Below are 15991 nucleotides of genomic sequence, written 5' to 3' on the forward strand. Positions count from 1 at the left end.
GCCCCGCCGCGGCCTCAGGTGTTCTTGCTGATCGAGATCGTCGGGAACTTCGCCGAGAAGTCCTTCGCCTTCTCCGCGATCCCCACCGCCACGCTGCGCGCCACGGCCTTGTAGAGCCCGGCCACCTCGCCGTCGGGGTCGGACACCACCGTCGGCGCCCCGCTGTCCGCCTGCAGGCGGATGTTGATGTCCAGCGGCAGCGCGCCCAGGTAGGCCATCTGGTACTCGGCCGCCATCTTCTTGCCGCCGTCGGCGCCGAAGATGTGCTCGGCATGGCCGCAGTTGGAGCAGATGTGCACCGCCATGTTCTCCACGATGCCCAGGATCGGCACGCCGACCTTCTCGAACATCTGGATGCCCTTGCGCGCGTCGAGCAGCGCGATGTCCTGCGGCGTGGTGACGATCACCGCGCCCGTCATCGGCACGCGCTGGCTCAGCGTGAGCTGGATGTCGCCGGTGCCCGGCGGCATGTCGACGATCAGGTAGTCGAGGTCTTTCCAGTTGGTCTGGCGCAGCAGCTGCTCGAGCGCCTGCGTGGCCATGGGGCCGCGCCAGATCATGGCCTGGTCGGCGTCGACCAGGAAGCCGATCGACATCACCTGCACGCCATGGCGCTCCTTGGGCTCCATGTTCTTGCCGTCGATGCTCTCGGGGCGCCCGTCCAGGCCCATCATCATGGGCTGGCTCGGGCCGTAGATGTCGGCGTCGAGCAGGCCCACGCTGGCGCCCTCGGCGGCCAGCGCCAGCGCCAGGTTGGCGGCCGTGGTGCTCTTGCCCACGCCGCCCTTGCCCGAGGCCACGGCCACGATGTTGCGCACGTTGGGCATCAGCTGCACGCCGCGCTGCACCGCATGGCTGATGACCTTGGTGACGATGTTGACCGACACGTTCTCCACGCCCGGCACGGCCTTGGCCGCGGCCACGAGCGACTTGCGGATGGCCGCGTGCTGGCTCTTGGCGGGGTAGCCGAGTTCGAGGTCGAACGAGACATCGCCCTCGGCGATCTGCAGGTTTTTGAGCGAGCGCGTCGCTGCGAATTCTTTGCCGGTGTTAGGGTCCGTGACGCTCTTGAGTGCGTCCATGAGCCCGTCGGGGGTGAGTGCCATTGATCAAACTCCTGAATGGCGGGTAGTCTATTCCGCCCGCCAAGCCCGTACCGGGACGCGCTCATTTCCCGTCCGAAAAACGCCGAAGAAGAAAAGACACCGACGCAATGCCCGAGACAAGCCCCGCCACCGGCCTGCTGCTGACAGGCGGCGGCGCCCGCGCCGCCTACCAGGTCGGCGTGCTCGAAGCCATCGCCGAGATCCGGCGCGACGCCGTGGCGGCCGGTGCGGCCATCGGCGGCGGCAACCCGTTCCAGATCATCACCGGCACCTCGGCCGGCGCCATCAACGCCGCGGCGCTGGCCTGCGGCGCCGACGACTTCGACCGCGTGGTCGCGCACATCGCGCAGGTCTGGGGCGAGTTCCGCGCCGAGCAGATCTACCGCGCCGACTCGCTCTCGGTGCTCGGCAGCGGTGCGCGCTGGCGCATGCTGCTCGGGCTGGGGCGCTTCGCGGCCAACTGGATGCGCATCAAGCCGAAGTCGCTGCTGGACAACACGCCGCTGGCCGGCCTGCTGCAACGCCTGGTGCCGCTGGACCGCCTGCCGACGCTCATGCAGCAGGGCCATGTGCAGGCGCTGGCGGTCACGGCCTCGAGCTACAGCTCGGGCGAGCACGTGACCTTCTTCGAGGCGGCCGTGCCGATGGAGCCCTGGGTGCGCTCGCAGCGCCTGTCGGTGCGCGACCGCATCACGCACGCGCACCTGATGGCCTCGTCGGCCATTCCCTTCGTGTTCCCGGCCACCGCGCTGCCGATGCCGCCGGGCCACACCGAGTACTTCGGCGACGGCTCGATGCGCCAGTCGGCGCCCATCGCGGCGGCGATCCACCTGGGTGCGCAGCGCATCGTGGTGATCGGCGCGGGCCGCATGCACGAGCCGCGCGACGAGGACGCACCCAACACCCACAGCGGCTACCCGACCATGGCGCAGATCGCCGGCCATGCACTGTCGAGCATCTTTCTGGATGCGCTGGCGGTCGACATCGAGCGCCTGCGCCGCATCAACCACACGCTGGGCCTGATCCCCGAAGAGGCGCGCGCCGCGAGTGCGCTGCGCCCGCTCGACCTGCTGGTGATCTCGCCGTCGGAGCGCATCGACATGATCGCGGCGCGCCACGTCGACGCGCTGCCGGGCGCCGTGCGGCACCTGCTGGGCGGCTCGAAGGTCGCGGCCGACGTGAAGGGCGGCGCGCTCGCCAGCTACCTGCTGTTCGAGTCGGCCTACACGCGCGAGCTCATGGCACTGGGGCGCGCGGACGCGATGCGCCAGCGCGACGAGGTGCTGCGGTTCTTCGGGTGGGTGCCGACGTGACGGCGCACGCGGCCGGCTGAGTTCGCGCCGCTCAGTCCGCCTCGTCCAGCAGCCCCAGCACCACGTCCAGCAGCACGTTCGCGCCCTGCGCCAGGTCGGCGCTCGCCGTGTGCTCCTTCGGGTTGTGGCTGATGCCGCGCACGCTCGGCACGAAGACCATCGCGGCGGGCGCGATGCGCGCCATCATCTGCGCGTCGTGGCCCGCGCCCGAGGTCATGCGGCGGTGGCTCAGATTGCGTGCATGCGCGCTGGCCTCGACGAGGCGCACCAGCCGTTCATCGAACTGCACCGGCTCGAAGCGCGCCAGCGTGCGGGCTTCGATGGTCACGCCTTCAGTGGTCTCGAGCTGCCGCAGATAGTCCGCCAACTCGCCTTCAGCGTCCTTCAGCGTCGCCTCGTCGGTGTGGCGCAGGTCGACCGTGAGCGTGGCGCGCGCCGCGATCACGTTGATGAGATTCGGGTGCAGGTCGATCGCGCCGACGGTCGCGACCTGGCTGCCGCCGTAGCGGCGCGCCAGCTCGCGCACGAACACCGCGATGGCGGCGGCGCAGTAGCCGGCGTCGTGGCGCAGGCGCATGGGCGTGGTGCCCGCGTGGTTCGACTGGCCGGTGACGACGATCTCCTGCCATGAGATGCCTTGCAGGTCGGCCACCGCGCCGATGGTGGCGCCCTCGGCCTCCAGCACCGGGCCCTGCTCGATGTGCAGTTCGACGAACGCATGCGGCACCAGCGCGCCGCAGGCCATGTCGCCCGCGTAGCCGATGCGCGCGAGTTCGTCGCCCAGCCGCGCGCCGTCGGTGGCGACGGTATCGAGCGCCACCTCGAGCGCCAGCCCGCCCGCGTGCACCAGCGAGCCCATCATGTCGGGCATGAAGCGCACGCCCTCCTCGTTGGTGAACGCGGCGACCACGAAGGGGCGCTGCGTCTGGCGCTGGCGCTCGTTGAGCCAGCGCACCACCTCCAGGCCCGCCAGCACGCCGTAGTTGCCGTCGTAGCGCCCGCCCGTGGCGACGGTGTCGATGTGCGAGCCGGTCATCACGGGTTGGGCATCCGGCAGTTGGCCGGGGCGGATGCCGAAGATGTTGCCGATGCGGTCGATGCGCACGGTGAGGCCCAGGTCCTGCATCCACTGCACGAGCCGGTCGCGGCCCGCGCGGTCGGCGTCGGTGAGTGCGATTCGGCAGACGCCGCCTTGCGCGGTCGCGCCGATGGCGGCGTGCGCGTCGATGCGCGCCATCAACGCGGCTTCGGCGATGCCTTCGCGCTGCAGCCATTGCGCCTGCGCTGCCACGACTTCTTCGCCTGTGCGGCCGGTCAGCGTGCGGTACACACCGGGCGCGGTCGCGCCTTCGGTGCTGAACAGCAGCACGCGCGAGCGGGCGTCGAGGCCGGCGGCGCGCGCCAGTTCGGGGTCGGCCGCGAGCACCTGCAGCGCGGCCAGGCCGGCCGCGCCGGATTCGCCGACCAGCACCGGCACGTCGCCCTCCTCGCCGGTGGCGAAGGTGCGCATGGCGTGCTCGGCGTCGGCATCGGTGACGGTCATGAAGAGGTCGACCGAGGGTTGCAGGAAGCGCCACGCGAGCGGCGAAGTCTCGCCGCAGGCCAGCCCCGCCATCACCGAATCGACGCTGCCGGTGGCGCGGTCGGGCCGGCCGCTGCGCGCGCTCTGCAGCAGGCAGTCGGCCTGCTCGGGCTCGACGACGATCAAGGTCGGCCGCGCGGCGCCGTAGCGCTCCCAGAAATGGCTGGCCACGCCGGCCGCGAGCCCGCCGACGCCGCCCTGCACGATGACGTGCGTGAAGGGGCACGGCGCGCCGGGCGCGCTGTTCTCGAGCAGCTCGTCGGCGAGGATGCCGTAGCCCTGCATCACGTCACGCGGAATCTCTTCGTAGCCTTCGTAGGAGGTGTCGGAGACCACCTCCCAGCCGTTCACCCGGGCCAGGCGCGCGGCCTCTTCGACCGAGGCGTCGTAGTTGCCGGCGATGCGCACGATCTCGGCGCCGAGCGCGGCGATGGGCGCCTCGCGCTCCTCGCTGACCTGCGCGTGCAGCACGATCACGCAGCGGCAGCCCATGCTCTGCGCCGCCGCGGCCAATGCGCGGCCATGGTTGCCGTCGGTCGCGCTGATGACGACGAAGTCGCGCAGCGCCTTGGCATGCCGGCCCGCGAACAGGTCGGCGGGCGTCCAGCCCCGCTCGGGCCAGCGGCGCAGCACCAGGCGCAGCAAGGCCACGGGCGCGCCCAGTACCTTGAAGCTGCCGAGCGCGGAGCGGCGCGATTCGTCCTTCACGACCACCTGTGCGATGCCCAGTTGCGCGGCGAGCCGGGGCAGCGGCCAGGCCGGCGTCGGCTGCGGCGAGAGCCGGTCCCAGGTGGACAGCCACTGGCGGCTCTCGCGACCGCGTGCGATGTTCATGACGGCCTGCAGGGCCGCGTCGTAGCCGCGCCGTTGCGCGTGAGGGTTGGCAAAGAGCATGGGAAGAAAACCGGAAAGAAGAATGGATCAGGCGGCGGTGCGCACGGGAAGCCGCCGCCGCACGATTTCCGCGAAGTAGCGCGCGCCCGTGGTCAGCACCGCGTCGTTGAAGTCGTAGCGGCCGTTGTGCAGCGGCGTGCCGCCGGACTCGCCCTCGGCGCCGTTGCCCAGGAAGACGAAGGCGCCCGGCACGGCGCGCAAGAAGGCGCCGAAGTCTTCCGAGATCATCATCGGCGCCACATTCGCATCGACCTTTTCGGCGCCCACCACAGCCGTGGCGGCGGCCACCGCGGTCGGCACGCATTCGGCCCAGTTCACGGTGGGCGCGAACTCGTGCGTGTAGCTGAACGTGCACTCCGCGCCGTGCATGCGGCAGATGCCTTCGCTGATCTCGCGCATGCGCGCCTCGAGCATGCGCTGCACGGCCGGGTCGTAGCTGCGCGTGTCGCCCTTGATGACCACATTCGACGGAATCGCGTTGCGGATGCCGTCGGTGATGAACTCGGTGCACGACACCACGGCCTGCGCGCCGGGGTCGAGCGTGCGCGAGACGATGGTCTGCAGCGCCAGCACGATCTGCGCTCCGATCACGATCGGGTCGATGCCCATGTGCGGCCGCGCCGCATGCGTGCCCCGGCCGTGGATGTGGATGACGAAGTTGTCTTCGCTCGCCATGAGGCCGCCCGCGCGCGTGGCGAAGGTGCCGGCGGGCAGGCCGGGCATGTTGTGCAGGCCGTAGATCTCGTCGACCGGGAAGCGTTCGAACAGGCCGTCGTCCATCATGGCGCGGGCGCCGCGGCCGTGTTCTTCGGCGGGCTGGAAGATGAAGCGCACGGTGCCGTCGAAATCGCGCCGCTCGCGCAGCAGCTGCGCGGCGCCGAGCACCATCGCCATGTGGCCGTCGTGGCCGCAGGCGTGCATGCGCCCGGGCGTGCCGGAGGCGTACGGCCGCTCGGTCGCCAGCTCGGTGATGGCGAGCGCGTCCATCTCGGCGCGCAGGCCGATCACGCCCGTCCCGCTGCCCACCGTGAGGCTGGCGACCAGCCCGGTGCCGCCGATGCCGGTGTGCACCTCGAGCCCCAGCGCCCGCAGCGCGTTGGCAATGAAAGCCGAGGTCTTCGCCTCCTCGAAGCCGGTTTCGGGCATCGCATGCAGCTGGTGCCGCCAGCCGGCCAGCTGGTCGCGCAGGGGTGCGTCTGGAAACTTCATGGCGAGATGCTATTGACAACGCAGCGGGACAGGTGCGCAAAATGAGCCGCTGCCACGCAACGTTTTTGCGCGAAGCCTGCCCTTTCTCATGACACCCCTCGACGCCCTCGACCTGCGCCTGCTCGAACTGATCCAGGCCGACAGCCGCCTCTCGCAGGGCGAGCTGGGCGAGCGCATCCACCTGTCGACGGCGGCGGTGAACCGCCGGCTCAAGCGCCTGCGCGACGAGGGCGTGATCCAGCGCCACGGCGCCGTGCTGTCGCCCGCCGCGCTCGGGCACCCACTCACCATCGTGGTCGAGGTCGAAGCCGAGAGCGAGCAGATCGAACGGCTCGACGCCATGAAGCAAAGCTTTCGCGACTGCCCGCAGGTGCAGCAGTGCTACTACGTGACGGGCGAGTGGGACTTCATCCTCGTGTGCGTGGTGCGCGACATGGCGCAGTACACCGCGCTCACCCGCCAGCTGTTTTTCCAGAGCAACAACGTCAAGCGCTTTCGCACGCTGGTGACGATGGACCCGGTGAAGGTGAGCCTGGATGTGCCGGTGTCGGCGGGACCTTGATCCTGCTCAGCGCGCCGACAACATCGACCGCAGCATCAGCAGCACCGCGCCGACGATCGGCGCCAGCGCCAGCAGCCGGCCGGGTTCGAAGGCCAGCCCTGCGACGGCGCCGAGCAGGCAGCCGGCCTTGATCCACATCGGCACCGCGCCCCAGCCACGCCGATGGGTCACGGCGAGCGCGACCAGCGCGAGCCAGCCGATCGCGCCGCCAAGAACAGACAGCGTCCAGCTCAGCAGGTAGAACGCCGAGTCAGCGTCGCGGAACGCGAGCGCGGTGCCCAGGCCGCGCCAGGTGTGCCACCAGCCATCGAACAGCAGGAAGCCGGTGGCCGAGGCGGCCCACCAGAAGAAGGCGTAGAGGCTGGCCACGCCGGCCAGGGCGGCGAGCCCGCCCAGCAGGCGGTGGGTGATGTCGTCGAAGGGCGCGGGGTCGCGCCAGGTGGCCGTTTGTCCGTGGTCCATGCTCGGAGCTCCATTGGTTCGCAATGGGTCCGACGGTAGGCAGCGAATGTGCGGGCTGGATGAAGCCTGTGTGAAGCGCGGTATCAGGCTGTCGGCGCGTCGGGCGCAATGCCCAGTTCCGCGCACACGCGCCCCAGCAGCGCCTTCAGCGACGCCACCTCGGCCTCCAGCCGCGCCACGTTGGCCTTGAGCGCCGCGACTTCGCCGAGCGAATCGCCGTGCGTGGCGAAGGCGCCGTCGCCCGATGCGCCCGCAGGCCCCGCCACCTCTTCCGCGGGCGGCCCGCTCAGCAGGTGCGCCCAGCGGCTTTCGCGCGCGCCCGGCAGGCGCGCCAGCTTCACCACCAGCGCGCCGGCCGGGCGTTCGGCGAGTTCATTGAGAAAGCCCTCGACCGACGAGATGTCGGCGAAGTTGTGCATGCGGTCGCAGGCGATGCGCAGCTCGCCGGCGGTCTGCGGACCGCGCAGCATCAGCACGGTGAGCAGGATCACCGACTGCGACGGCAAGCGCAGCACGCGGTCGATGTTGTGCTCGTAGCGGAAGGCGCGCCCGCCACTGGTCTCGGCCACGAGGCTGTAGCCCTTCAGGCTGTCGATGGCGGCCTGCACCTGCGACTCGCTGAGTTCGAGCACCGGGTTGCGGCTGGTCTTCTGGTTGCAGCCCGACACCAGCGAGTTGAGCGTGAGCGGGTAGCTGTCGGGCACGGTGCGCTGCTTTTCGGCCAGCACGCCGAGAACGCGGGTTTCGAGGAGGGACAGGACGGGCAGCGGTGTGGACATGGCTCGGGAAGAAGGAGACAGGGACAGAAGTGAAAAGGCAGCCGGGCCTCAGGGCGCCACCACGGCCAGCATCGGCCCGAGGTCGCGCACGAAGTCGTTGCGCTGCAGTGTCTTCGAATAGATCGCCGACACGGTGCCGTCGAGGTACAGCGCGTCGCGGCAATGCAGCACGTCGCGCAAGTACAGCGCGAAGTCGTAGAAATTCACCGGCGTCTCGGCGAGCACGAAGACCGCGGTGGAGCCCGACACGCACACGCCGTTGCGGGTCTTGCGCGAATCCGAATTCGGAATGAGCGCCGGGTGCACCGCGCCGTGGCGCAGCAGCAGCGGGCCCGACTGGGTCGCCAACTGCACGCCGCCCTTCGCCGCGATCGCCGGGTACTCCGACGCCACGACGATGCGCGGCCCCTGGGCCGTCACCAGGAACACGCCGTTGGGCTTGCGAAAGAAATTGCCGACGCCGTCGGCCAGATTCAAGGGCGCTTCCTCGCGGCCTTCGCGCACCAGCAGGCCGACCGGCGCAAAGTCGGCGTGGTACATGCCGGCGTTCACCGCGAACAGCAGCTGCTTGTGGCGCGCCTTCAGCCAGGCCTCGAGCCGGTCGAAGCGCTTGAAGGCGGTGCCGGTGTCGTCGTTCAGGAACAGCGCGAGCTTGTCGGTGCGCAGGTCGACCTTGACGACGGTGTAGCGCGGCGGCGCGTCCACGGCGCCGGCGGCGGACCACGCCAGGCCGGCGAGCAGGAAGACCAGCGCAGGCAGCAGCAGTTTTTTCATGCGACCTGCACTGTCTGCTTTTCTCAACCGCCGTTGATGCGCGCGACCAGCGCCTTCGTGAAGGCCGCCGTGCCGGCGCTGCCGCCGAGGTCGCCAGCGCGCACGTTGTCCAGGTTGAGCGTCTGGTCGATGGCGGTGCGCAGGCGCGTGGCCAGCTCGGGCCGCTTGACGTGGTCGAGCATCAGCGCGGCCGCCAGCATCAGCGCGATCGGGTTGGCGATGCCCTTGCCGGCGATGTCGGGCGCCGAGCCGTGCACGGCCTCGAAGATCGCGGCGTTGGTGCCGATGTTGGCGCCGGGCGCCATGCCCAGCCCGCCGACCAGCCCGGCCACGAGGTCCGAGAGGATGTCGCCGAACAGGTTGGTGGTCACCAGCATGTCGAACTGCCAGGGGTTGAGCACCAGCTTCATCGCGCAGGCGTCGATGATCACGGTGTCGAGCTCGAACTGGCCCTTGTACTTCTCTTCGTACAGGTCCAGGCCAGTCTCCAGGAAGATGCCGGTGAGCGCCTTCATGATGTTGGCCTTGTGCACCAGCGTGACCTTCTTGCGGCCCGTGGCCACGGCGGTGTCGAACGCGTATTCGAGGATGCGGCGGCTGCCCTTGCGGGTGTTGACGCCGGTGGCCATGGCCACGGCGTGCGGGTCGCCGTCGATGGGCACGTAGTGCTCGTGGCCGATGTACAGGCCCTCGAGGTTCTCGCGCACCACGGTCAGGTCGATGTTGTCGTAGCGCCCGCCCGGGATGATGGTGCGCGCGGGGCGCAGGTTGGCGTACAGCTGGAACTCCTCGCGCAGGCGCACGTTCGACGAGCGGTAGCCGCCGCCCGAGGGGGTTTCGAGCGGGCCCTTGAGCGCCAGGCGGGTGCTGCGGATGCTGTCCAGCGTGGCCTTGGGCAGCGGGTCGCCCGAGGCCTTGACGCCGCCCAGGCCGGCGATCTGGGTGTCCCACACAAAAGGCGCCTTCAGCGCGTCGAGGGCCGCCAGGGTCGCGTCGACGATCTCGGGGCCGATGCCGTCGCCGGGGATGAGGGTTGCGGGGATCGAGGTGGTCATCGGCGGCGGCTCACTTTCAGTAAAGAGGCTGCGAGCATACGTCGCACGGGCGACACCCCCGCGGCCTTCGGGGTCACTCCGGGTACCCCCCGCCGGCGGGGTGAGCAGCCCCATGGCGGCGGCTGCGGGACGGGCCGCCTAAAATGCCCGGTTCCCGGACGCGGCCCCTGGCCGCCTCCACGGGCCCCGCGCCCCTTCCGTTCGTCACTCCCGAAAGCGCCCTCCCCGATGTCCGCCCCGCGCAAGCTCTTCGTCACCACCGCCCTGCCGTATGCCAACGGCAAGTTCCACATCGGCCACATGATGGAATACATCCAGGCCGACATCTGGGTGCGGAACCAGCGAATGAATGGCGCCGACGTCAACTTCGTGTGCGCCGACGACGCGCACGGCGCGGCCATCACCATCGCGGCCGACAAGGCCGGCGTGACGCCGCAGGCCTTCGTGGCCGAGATCGCCGCGGGTCGCAAGCCCTACCTCGATGGCTACCACATCGCCTTCGACAACTGGCACTCGACCGACGCGCCCGAGAACCACCAGCTGGCGCAGGACATCTACCGCGACCTGCGCGCCAACGGCCTCATCGAGACCAAGAGCGTCGAGCAGTTCTACGACCCGGCCAAGGGCATGTTCCTGGCCGACCGCTTCATCAAGGGCGAGTGCCCCAACTGCCATTCGAAGGACCAGTACGGCGACAACTGCGAGGTGTGCGGCGCGGTGTACGCGCCCACCGAGCTGATCAACCCGTACTCGGCGCTGTCGGGCGCCAAGCCCGAGCTGCGCAGCTCGGAACACTTCTTCTTCAAGCTCTCGGACCCGCGCTGCGAGGCCTACCTGAAGGAATGGACCGCCGCCCCCGGCCACGTGCAGCCCGAGGTGCAGAACAAGATCCGCGAGTGGCTCTACAAGGACGACGAAGGCAAGGGCGGCCTGGGCGACTGGGACATCAGCCGCGACGCGCCCTACTTCGGCATCGAGATTCCCGATGCGCCGGGCAAGTACTTCTACGTGTGGCTCGACGCGCCCGTGGGCTACCTGGCCTCGCTGAAGAACCTGCTGGACAAGCGCTGCATCGAGCTGGGCGGCGACGGCATCTCGTACACCGAGTACATGGCCGACCCCGAGCTGGAGCAGGTGCACTTCATCGGCAAGGACATCATCACCTTCCACACGCTGTTCTGGCCCGCGATGCTGCATTTCAGCGGCCGCAAGGCGCCCAACGCCGTGTACGTGCACGGCCACCTGACGGTGAGCGGCGAGAAGATGAGCAAGAGCCGCGGCACCGGCATCGACCCGCTCAAGTACCTGTCGATCGGGCTCGACCCCGAATGGCTGCGCTACTACATCGCCGCCAAGCTCAACGGCCGCAACGAGGACATCGACTTCAACCCCGACGACTTCGTGGCGCGCGTGAACAGCGACCTCGTGGGCAAGTACATCAACATCGCCAGCCGCGCGGCCGGCTTCATCGGCAAGCGCTTCGGCGGCCAGCTGGGTGCGGTGTCGGCCGACGGCGAAACGCTGCTGTCCACGCTGCGCGCCGCGGCCACGCAGGTGCAGTCGCTGTACGACGGCCGCGACTACGCCCGCGCGCTGCGCGAGGTGATGGCGCTGGCCGACAAGGTGAACGAGTACGTCGACCAGAACAAGCCCTGGGAACTGGCCAAGAAGGAAGGCGCCGAGGCGCGCCTGCACGACGTGTGCACGGTGTGCATCGAGGCCTTCCGCCTGCTCACGCTGTACCTGAAGCCCGTGCTGCCGGCGCTGGCCGTGAACGTCGAGGCCTTCCTGAAGATCGCCCCACTCACCTGGGCCGACGCCGCGCAGACCCTGCCGGCCGGCCACGCCATCGGCGACTACAAGCACCTGATGCAGCGCGCCGACCCCAAGCAGGTCGACAAGCTGTTCGACGTGCCCGAAGCCGCGGCTGCCGCACCCGTCGCCACCGAAGCGCAGGAGCTGCCCGGCGGCGAAGCCATCGCGCCGACCATCACCATCGACGACTTCGCGAAGATCGACCTGCGCATCGCGAAGATCGTGGCCTGCGAGAAGGTCGAGGGCTCGACCAAGCTGCTGCGCCTGACGCTCGACGCGGGCGAGGGCAAGACGCGCAACGTGTTCAGCGGCATCGCCTCGGCCTACCAGCCCGAGCAGCTCGTGGGCAAGCTCACCGTGCTGGTCGCCAACCTCGCACCACGCAAGATGAAGTTCGGCGTCAGCGAAGGCATGGTGCTGGCCGCGAGCCACGGCGACGAAAAGGCCCACCCGGGCATCCACGTGCTCGAGCCCTGGGCTGGCGCGACGCCGGGCATGCGCGTGCGCTGACCCGACGACGCAAAGAAGAACTAGCCGAACTTGTTGTTCAACACGAGGTCGGCAAACACCTTGCCGCCCACCGAGATGTGGTCGCGCATCGCCTCCGCGGCGTTGTCCGCATGGCCTTTGAGAATCCACTCGACCACCCGTTCGTGCTCCCGCTGTGAAGCGGCGAGCCGGCCGGGCTTCTCGAACATCCGCCCACGGTAGGCCGAGATGCGCAGCCGCACGGTCTGCGCCTGCTCCACGATGAAGGGGTTGCCGCTGGCGCGGTAGATCACGTCGTGCAGCGCGGCGTTGGCCTGCTGGTAGGCCTCGGCGTCGTCCGCCTGCGCCTGCGCGGCGGTGCCGGCCAGGGCACGCAGCAGCTCCTCGCGCAGCGCCGGGCCGATGCGCAGCGCGGCCAGCCGCGCCAGCACGCCTTCGAGCTCGCCGAGCGCTTCCATCATCGCCACCAGTTCGTTCGCCCGCAGCTGGCGCACGTAGATGCCGGTGCGCGGAACGATGTCGACCAGCCCGCGCGCACTGAGCAGCAGCAGCGCCTCGCGCACCGGCGTGCGCGAGGTGTTGAAGCTCAGGGCCAGGGCCTTTTCGTCGATGGCCATGCCGGGCGACAGCACGCCGCCCAGGATGTCTTGTTCGAGCCGGGCGCGGATGCGGTCCTGCAGGCTGTGGGTGTCGAGGGTTTTCGCGGGTTGCATGGCGATCTGGATATTAGCTAACCTTACAGATATATCAATTCATCTGTTTGGTACATCAATGCCTCCCACCCTCGCGATCGACGGCCACGTGGCCTATCTGACGCTGCACCGTCCCCAGGCCGCCAACAAGCTCACGCCGGACGATCTTCCCGTGCTGATCCAGCATGTGGACACAGTGAACCGCACGCCCGAGGTGCTGGTACTGGTCCTGCGCGCCGAGGGCAAGTACTTCTGCAGCGGGTTTGATATATCAGAGGTGGCCACCCAGAGCCAGACCGAAGGCCGCAGCTTCGGCGAGATGGTCGATGTGTTCGAAAACTGCCGCGCCGTCACCATCGCGGCGGTGCACGGCGGCGTCTACGGCGGCGCGACCGACCTCGTGCTGGCCTGCGACTTTCGCGTGGGCGCCCGCAGCGCCGAGATGTTCATGCCGGCCGCGCGGCTCGGCCTGCACTACTACCAGAGCGGCATGGAGCGCTACGTGTCGCGGCTGGGGCTGGACACGGCCAAGCGCCTCTTTCTCACCGCCGAGAAGCTCGACGGCGCCGCCATGCGCGACTGCGGCTTTCTCACGCAGCTGGTCGACGACGCCGCCGCGCTCGACGCCGAGGTGCAGCGCCTGCGCACCGTGCTCGCGGGCATGGCGCCGCTGGCGCTGCTGGGCATGAAGAAGCACCTGAACCAGATCGCGCGCGGCACCGCCGACGCGGCTGCGATCTCGCGCGAGGTGCAGCGCACCGTCGCCTCCGAAGACCTCGCCGAGGGCGGCCGGGCCTGGCGCGAGAAGCGCACGCCGGTGTTCCAGGGCCGCTGAGCGCGCCCGCCCTTCCCTACACAAGACCCAGGAGACAACCCATGAAGCAAGAACTGCGAGCCCTCTCGTTCGCCGCCGCCGCGCTGCTGGCCTCGGCCGGCGCACTGGCCGACACCTATCCCTCGCGCCCGATCACGCTGCTGGTGGGCTTCCCCGCCGGCGGCGGCGCCGACACCGTGGCGCGCATCGTCGGCGACAAGCTGGGCAAGCTGCTCGGCCAGCCGATCGTCATCGACAACAAGCCGGGCGCCGGCACCACCATCGCATCGGACCAGGTCGCGCGCGCCGCGCCCGACGGCTACACGCTGCTGCTGGGCAGCGCCAACCTCTACGGCAGCGACAAGCTGCTCTACAAGAGCGTGAAGTACGACGGTGCGAAGAGCTTCGTGCCGATCTCGCGCTGGAGTTCCGCGCCGATGCTGCTCGCGGTGAACAAGGACGTGAGCGCCAAGACCGTGCAGGCGCTGATCGCCGAGGCGCGGCAGAACCCCGGCAAGCTGGCGTACTCGTCGTCGGGCGCCGGCGTGGTGACGCACCTGGCCGGCCTGTCGTTCGAGAAGGCGGCCGGCGTGCAGATGCTGCACGTGCCGTACAAGGGCGGCGCGCCGTCGATCCAGGCCGTGGCCGCGGGCGACGTGCAGCTCACCTTCGGCACGCCGCCCTCGGTGCTGCCGATGGCGCAGGGCCAGAAGCTGCGCGTGCTGGCCGTCACCTCGGGCCAGCGCTCGCCGCTCTTTCACGACGTGCCCAGCGTGGCCGAGGCCGGCGTGAAGGGCTACGACTACACCTTCTGGTTCGGCCTCTTCGGCCCGGCCGGCCTGCCGCCGGAGGTGGCACAGAAGCTGTTCGACGCCAGCGTGGCGGCGCTGAACGACCCCGAGGTCAAGGCGCGAATGGAAAAGTCGGGCAACGAGTCGGCGCCCTCGAAGTCGCTGGCCGAGTTCCGCGCCTGGGCCCTGGCCGAAGGCGCGAAGTCGAAGGAACTCACCGAACGCTCGGGCGCGAGCGTCGAATGACCGCGCACGCACCCAAGGCAGGCCCGCTGCAGGGCTTCACCGTCATCGACCTCACGCGCGTGCTCGCGGGCCCGTACTGCACGCTGTTGCTCGCCGACCTGGGCGCGCGCGTCATCAAGGTGGAACAACCCGGCCTGGGCGACGACGCGCGGCAGATCGGCCCCTTCGTCGAAGGCGACTCGGCCTACTTCATGTCGGTCAACCGCAACAAGGAGTCGATCGCGCTCGACCTGAAGGCGCCGGCCGACCGCGCGGTCTTCGAGCAGCTGCTGGCCACGGCCGACGTGCTGGTCGAGAACTTCCGGCCCGGCACGATGGAAAAGCTGGGCTACGACTGGCCGACGCTGCACGCGCGCTTTCCGAAACTCGTGTTCACTTCGGTCTCGGGTTTCGGCCAGACCGGCCCGTACAGCAGGCGCCCCGCCTACGACATGGTGGTGCAGGCGATGGGCGGCATCATGAGCCTCACCGGCCACCCGGGCGCGCCGCCGACGCGCGTGGGCGTGTCGATCGGCGACCTCGGTGCCGGGCTGTACGCGGCCGTCGGCACGCAGGCCGCGCTGCTGCAGCGCGGGCGCACGGGCCTGGGCGACCGGGTCGACGTGGCCATGCTCGACTGCCAGGTCGCGCTGCTCGAGAACGCGATCTCGCGCATGGAGGCCGAGGGCCGCGCGCCGGGGCCGATCGGCTCGCGGCATCCGTCGATCACGCCCTTCGACGTGTTCCGCGCGGCCGACGGCTGGTTCGTGATCGCGGCGGGCAACGACGCGCTGTTCCAGCGCCTGTGCACGGCCCTCGAGCTGCCCGCGCTCGCCGGAGACGCCCGCTTTGCCACCAACCCGGCGCGCTGCCAGCACCACGAGGCGCTCAAGCAGTTGCTCGAAGAGCGCCTGTCGACCGCGCCCTGCGCGCACTGGCAGGCGCTGCTGATGCAGCACAACATCCCCACCGGCGACTACAACGACGTGGCGGCGGTGGTGAACGACCCGCAGGTGCAGGCGCGCGAGATGCTGGTGCAGGTGCGCACGCAGGGCGGCCAGCCGCTCACGGTGGCGGGCAACCCGGTGCACGTCGGTGGGCTGCGCACGCAGGTGCGACGGCAACCGCCGCGGCTGGACCAGGACCGCGAGGCGATCCTGGCGTCACTCGCCCGATCCAGCGCTGCGGGTGCAGAATCCGCCCATGCAACGCCGTGACCGCCTCCGCCCCTTCGTCCTTTCCGCACTCGGCCTCGCGGGTGCGCTGCTGCTGAGCGGCTGCGCGGTGGTCAGCGTCGCGAGCACGGCCGTGAGCGTGGGCGCCGGCGCAGTCGGCCTCGCGGCCGATGCCGCCATCGGCACCGCGCGCATCACCGGCAAGGCCGTGGGCGCGGCGGCCGACGCGGTGATTCCCGACAGCAAGGACTGAC

General features: G+C 69.9%; 15 protein-coding genes and 1 pseudogene. 7 read left to right on the forward strand and 9 right to left on the reverse strand.

Going from position 1 to position 15991, the window contains the following annotated elements; translation table 11 throughout:
• Positions 1 to 14: 14 nt before the first annotated feature.
• The gene (apbC, locus tag ACAM52_RS20380; RefSeq protein ID WP_062478984.1) at positions 15 to 1106 is read right to left on the reverse strand and encodes an iron-sulfur cluster carrier protein ApbC; all 1092 of its coding nucleotides are present in this window, start codon (positions 1104 to 1106) and stop codon (positions 15 to 17) included.
• 107 nt (positions 1107 to 1213) lie between these two features.
• Between apbC and ACAM52_RS20385 the strand changes: the two genes are divergently transcribed.
• On the forward strand, positions 1214 to 2419 hold the full coding sequence (locus ACAM52_RS20385; RefSeq protein ID WP_369644453.1) for a patatin-like phospholipase family protein: 1206 nt from the start codon (positions 1214 to 1216) through the stop codon (positions 2417 to 2419).
• A gap of 31 nt (positions 2420 to 2450) precedes the next feature.
• Here the strand turns inward: ACAM52_RS20385 and ACAM52_RS20390 are convergent, their stop codons facing one another.
• From ACAM52_RS20390 to ACAM52_RS20400, 3 genes and pseudogenes are all read right to left on the reverse strand, one after another.
• A complete protein-coding gene (locus ACAM52_RS20390) occupies positions 2451 to 3656 on the reverse strand; it encodes a M20 family metallo-hydrolase (protein ID WP_369647757.1) in 1206 nt (401 codons plus the stop codon).
• Between the two features lie 39 nt (positions 3657 to 3695).
• Positions 3696 to 4895: pseudogene (locus ACAM52_RS20395) on the reverse strand (diaminopropionate ammonia-lyase); the annotation flags it as partial.
• Positions 4896 to 4922: 27 nt separating this feature from the next.
• A complete protein-coding gene (locus ACAM52_RS20400) occupies positions 4923 to 6104 on the reverse strand; it encodes a M20 aminoacylase family protein (protein ID WP_369644454.1) in 1182 nt (393 codons plus the stop codon).
• A gap of 88 nt (positions 6105 to 6192) precedes the next feature.
• On the opposite strand from ACAM52_RS20400, the gene ACAM52_RS20405 reads away from it, so the two are divergent.
• Positions 6193 to 6666 carry an Lrp/AsnC family transcriptional regulator gene (locus tag ACAM52_RS20405; RefSeq protein ID WP_354343049.1) on the forward strand — a complete coding sequence of 158 codons (474 nt, stop codon included), beginning with the start codon at positions 6193 to 6195 and terminating at the stop codon, positions 6664 to 6666.
• 6 nt (positions 6667 to 6672) lie between these two features.
• On the opposite strand, the gene ACAM52_RS20410 is transcribed toward ACAM52_RS20405, so the two are convergent.
• From ACAM52_RS20410 to ACAM52_RS20425, 4 genes are all read right to left on the reverse strand, one after another.
• Entirely contained in the window at positions 6673 to 7128 is a 456-nt protein-coding gene (locus ACAM52_RS20410) for a hypothetical protein (RefSeq protein ID WP_369644455.1), read from the reverse strand.
• Positions 7129 to 7211: 83 nt separating this feature from the next.
• Entirely contained in the window at positions 7212 to 7907 is a 696-nt protein-coding gene (locus ACAM52_RS20415; protein WP_369644456.1) for a YceH family protein, read from the reverse strand.
• A 48-nt stretch (positions 7908 to 7955) separates the two neighbouring features.
• A complete protein-coding gene (locus ACAM52_RS20420; protein ID WP_369644457.1) occupies positions 7956 to 8681 on the reverse strand; it encodes a phosphodiester glycosidase family protein in 726 nt (241 codons plus the stop codon).
• Positions 8682 to 8704: 23 nt separating this feature from the next.
• Positions 8705 to 9736 (reverse strand): isocitrate/isopropylmalate dehydrogenase family protein, encoded by a 1032-nt coding sequence (locus ACAM52_RS20425; RefSeq protein ID WP_369644458.1) that lies wholly within the window; start codon positions 9734 to 9736, stop codon positions 8705 to 8707.
• A gap of 228 nt (positions 9737 to 9964) precedes the next feature.
• On the opposite strand from ACAM52_RS20425, the gene metG reads away from it, so the two are divergent.
• Complete coding sequence (gene metG, locus ACAM52_RS20430; protein ID WP_139700204.1) at positions 9965 to 12061, forward strand: methionine--tRNA ligase; 2097 nt, start codon at positions 9965 to 9967, stop codon at positions 12059 to 12061.
• A gap of 20 nt (positions 12062 to 12081) precedes the next feature.
• Here metG and ACAM52_RS20435 read toward each other — a convergent pair whose 3' ends face one another.
• Positions 12082 to 12753, reverse strand: a complete 672-nt coding sequence (locus ACAM52_RS20435; RefSeq protein ID WP_062478945.1) for a GntR family transcriptional regulator — start codon at positions 12751 to 12753, stop codon at positions 12082 to 12084.
• Positions 12754 to 12811: 58 nt separating this feature from the next.
• On the opposite strand from ACAM52_RS20435, the gene ACAM52_RS20440 reads away from it, so the two are divergent.
• From ACAM52_RS20440 to ACAM52_RS20455, 4 genes are read left to right on the forward strand one after another with little or no spacing between them, the layout of a single operon-like run.
• Entirely contained in the window at positions 12812 to 13567 is a 756-nt protein-coding gene (locus ACAM52_RS20440) for an enoyl-CoA hydratase/isomerase family protein (protein ID WP_369644459.1), read from the forward strand.
• Between the two features lie 41 nt (positions 13568 to 13608).
• The gene (locus ACAM52_RS20445; RefSeq protein ID WP_369644460.1) at positions 13609 to 14583 is read left to right on the forward strand and encodes a Bug family tripartite tricarboxylate transporter substrate binding protein; all 975 of its coding nucleotides are present in this window, start codon (positions 13609 to 13611) and stop codon (positions 14581 to 14583) included.
• Positions 14580 to 15779: a CaiB/BaiF CoA transferase family protein gene (locus ACAM52_RS20450; protein ID WP_369644461.1), complete on the forward strand. Its 1200-nt coding sequence runs from the start codon at positions 14580 to 14582 to the stop codon at positions 15777 to 15779. Before ACAM52_RS20445 ends, ACAM52_RS20450 begins: the two co-directional genes overlap by 4 nt.
• Complete coding sequence (locus ACAM52_RS20455) at positions 15766 to 15990, forward strand: hypothetical protein (RefSeq protein WP_369644462.1); 225 nt, start codon at positions 15766 to 15768, stop codon at positions 15988 to 15990. The genes ACAM52_RS20450 and ACAM52_RS20455 overlap by 14 nt, the downstream gene beginning before the upstream one ends.
• Position 15991: the final 1 nt, after the last annotated feature.

The sequence above is a fragment of the Variovorax sp. V118 genome, from assembly GCF_041154445.1.
Taxonomy (GTDB): domain Bacteria; phylum Pseudomonadota; class Gammaproteobacteria; order Burkholderiales; family Burkholderiaceae_C; genus Variovorax; species Variovorax boronicumulans.

Coding starts and splice junctions, on each gene's coding strand:
- ACAM52_RS20415 (WP_369644456.1), bottom strand. CDS start 7,907: ATGTCCACACCGCTGCCCGTCCTGTCCCTCCTCGAAACCCGCGTTCTC.
- ACAM52_RS20440 (WP_369644459.1), top strand. CDS start 12,812: ATGCCTCCCACCCTCGCGATCGACGGCCACGTGGCCTATCTGACGCTG.
- ACAM52_RS20405 (WP_354343049.1), top strand. CDS start 6,193: ATGACACCCCTCGACGCCCTCGACCTGCGCCTGCTCGAACTGATCCAG.
- ACAM52_RS20420 (WP_369644457.1), bottom strand. CDS start 8,681: ATGAAAAAACTGCTGCTGCCTGCGCTGGTCTTCCTGCTCGCCGGCCTG.
- ACAM52_RS20450 (WP_369644461.1), top strand. CDS start 14,580: ATGACCGCGCACGCACCCAAGGCAGGCCCGCTGCAGGGCTTCACCGTC.
- ACAM52_RS20445 (WP_369644460.1), top strand. CDS start 13,609: ATGAAGCAAGAACTGCGAGCCCTCTCGTTCGCCGCCGCCGCGCTGCTG.
- ACAM52_RS20455 (WP_369644462.1), top strand. CDS start 15,766: ATGCAACGCCGTGACCGCCTCCGCCCCTTCGTCCTTTCCGCACTCGGC.
- ACAM52_RS20425 (WP_369644458.1), bottom strand. CDS start 9,736: ATGACCACCTCGATCCCCGCAACCCTCATCCCCGGCGACGGCATCGGC.
- ACAM52_RS20400 (WP_369644454.1), bottom strand. CDS start 6,104: ATGAAGTTTCCAGACGCACCCCTGCGCGACCAGCTGGCCGGCTGGCGG.
- apbC (WP_062478984.1), bottom strand. CDS start 1,106: ATGGCACTCACCCCCGACGGGCTCATGGACGCACTCAAGAGCGTCACG.
- ACAM52_RS20435 (WP_062478945.1), bottom strand. CDS start 12,753: ATGCAACCCGCGAAAACCCTCGACACCCACAGCCTGCAGGACCGCATC.
- metG (WP_139700204.1), top strand. CDS start 9,965: ATGTCCGCCCCGCGCAAGCTCTTCGTCACCACCGCCCTGCCGTATGCC.
- ACAM52_RS20410 (WP_369644455.1), bottom strand. CDS start 7,128: ATGGACCACGGACAAACGGCCACCTGGCGCGACCCCGCGCCCTTCGAC.
- ACAM52_RS20390 (WP_369647757.1), bottom strand. CDS start 3,656: ATGGCGCGCATCGACGCGCACGCCGCCATCGGCGCGACCGCGCAAGGC.
- ACAM52_RS20385 (WP_369644453.1), top strand. CDS start 1,214: ATGCCCGAGACAAGCCCCGCCACCGGCCTGCTGCTGACAGGCGGCGGC.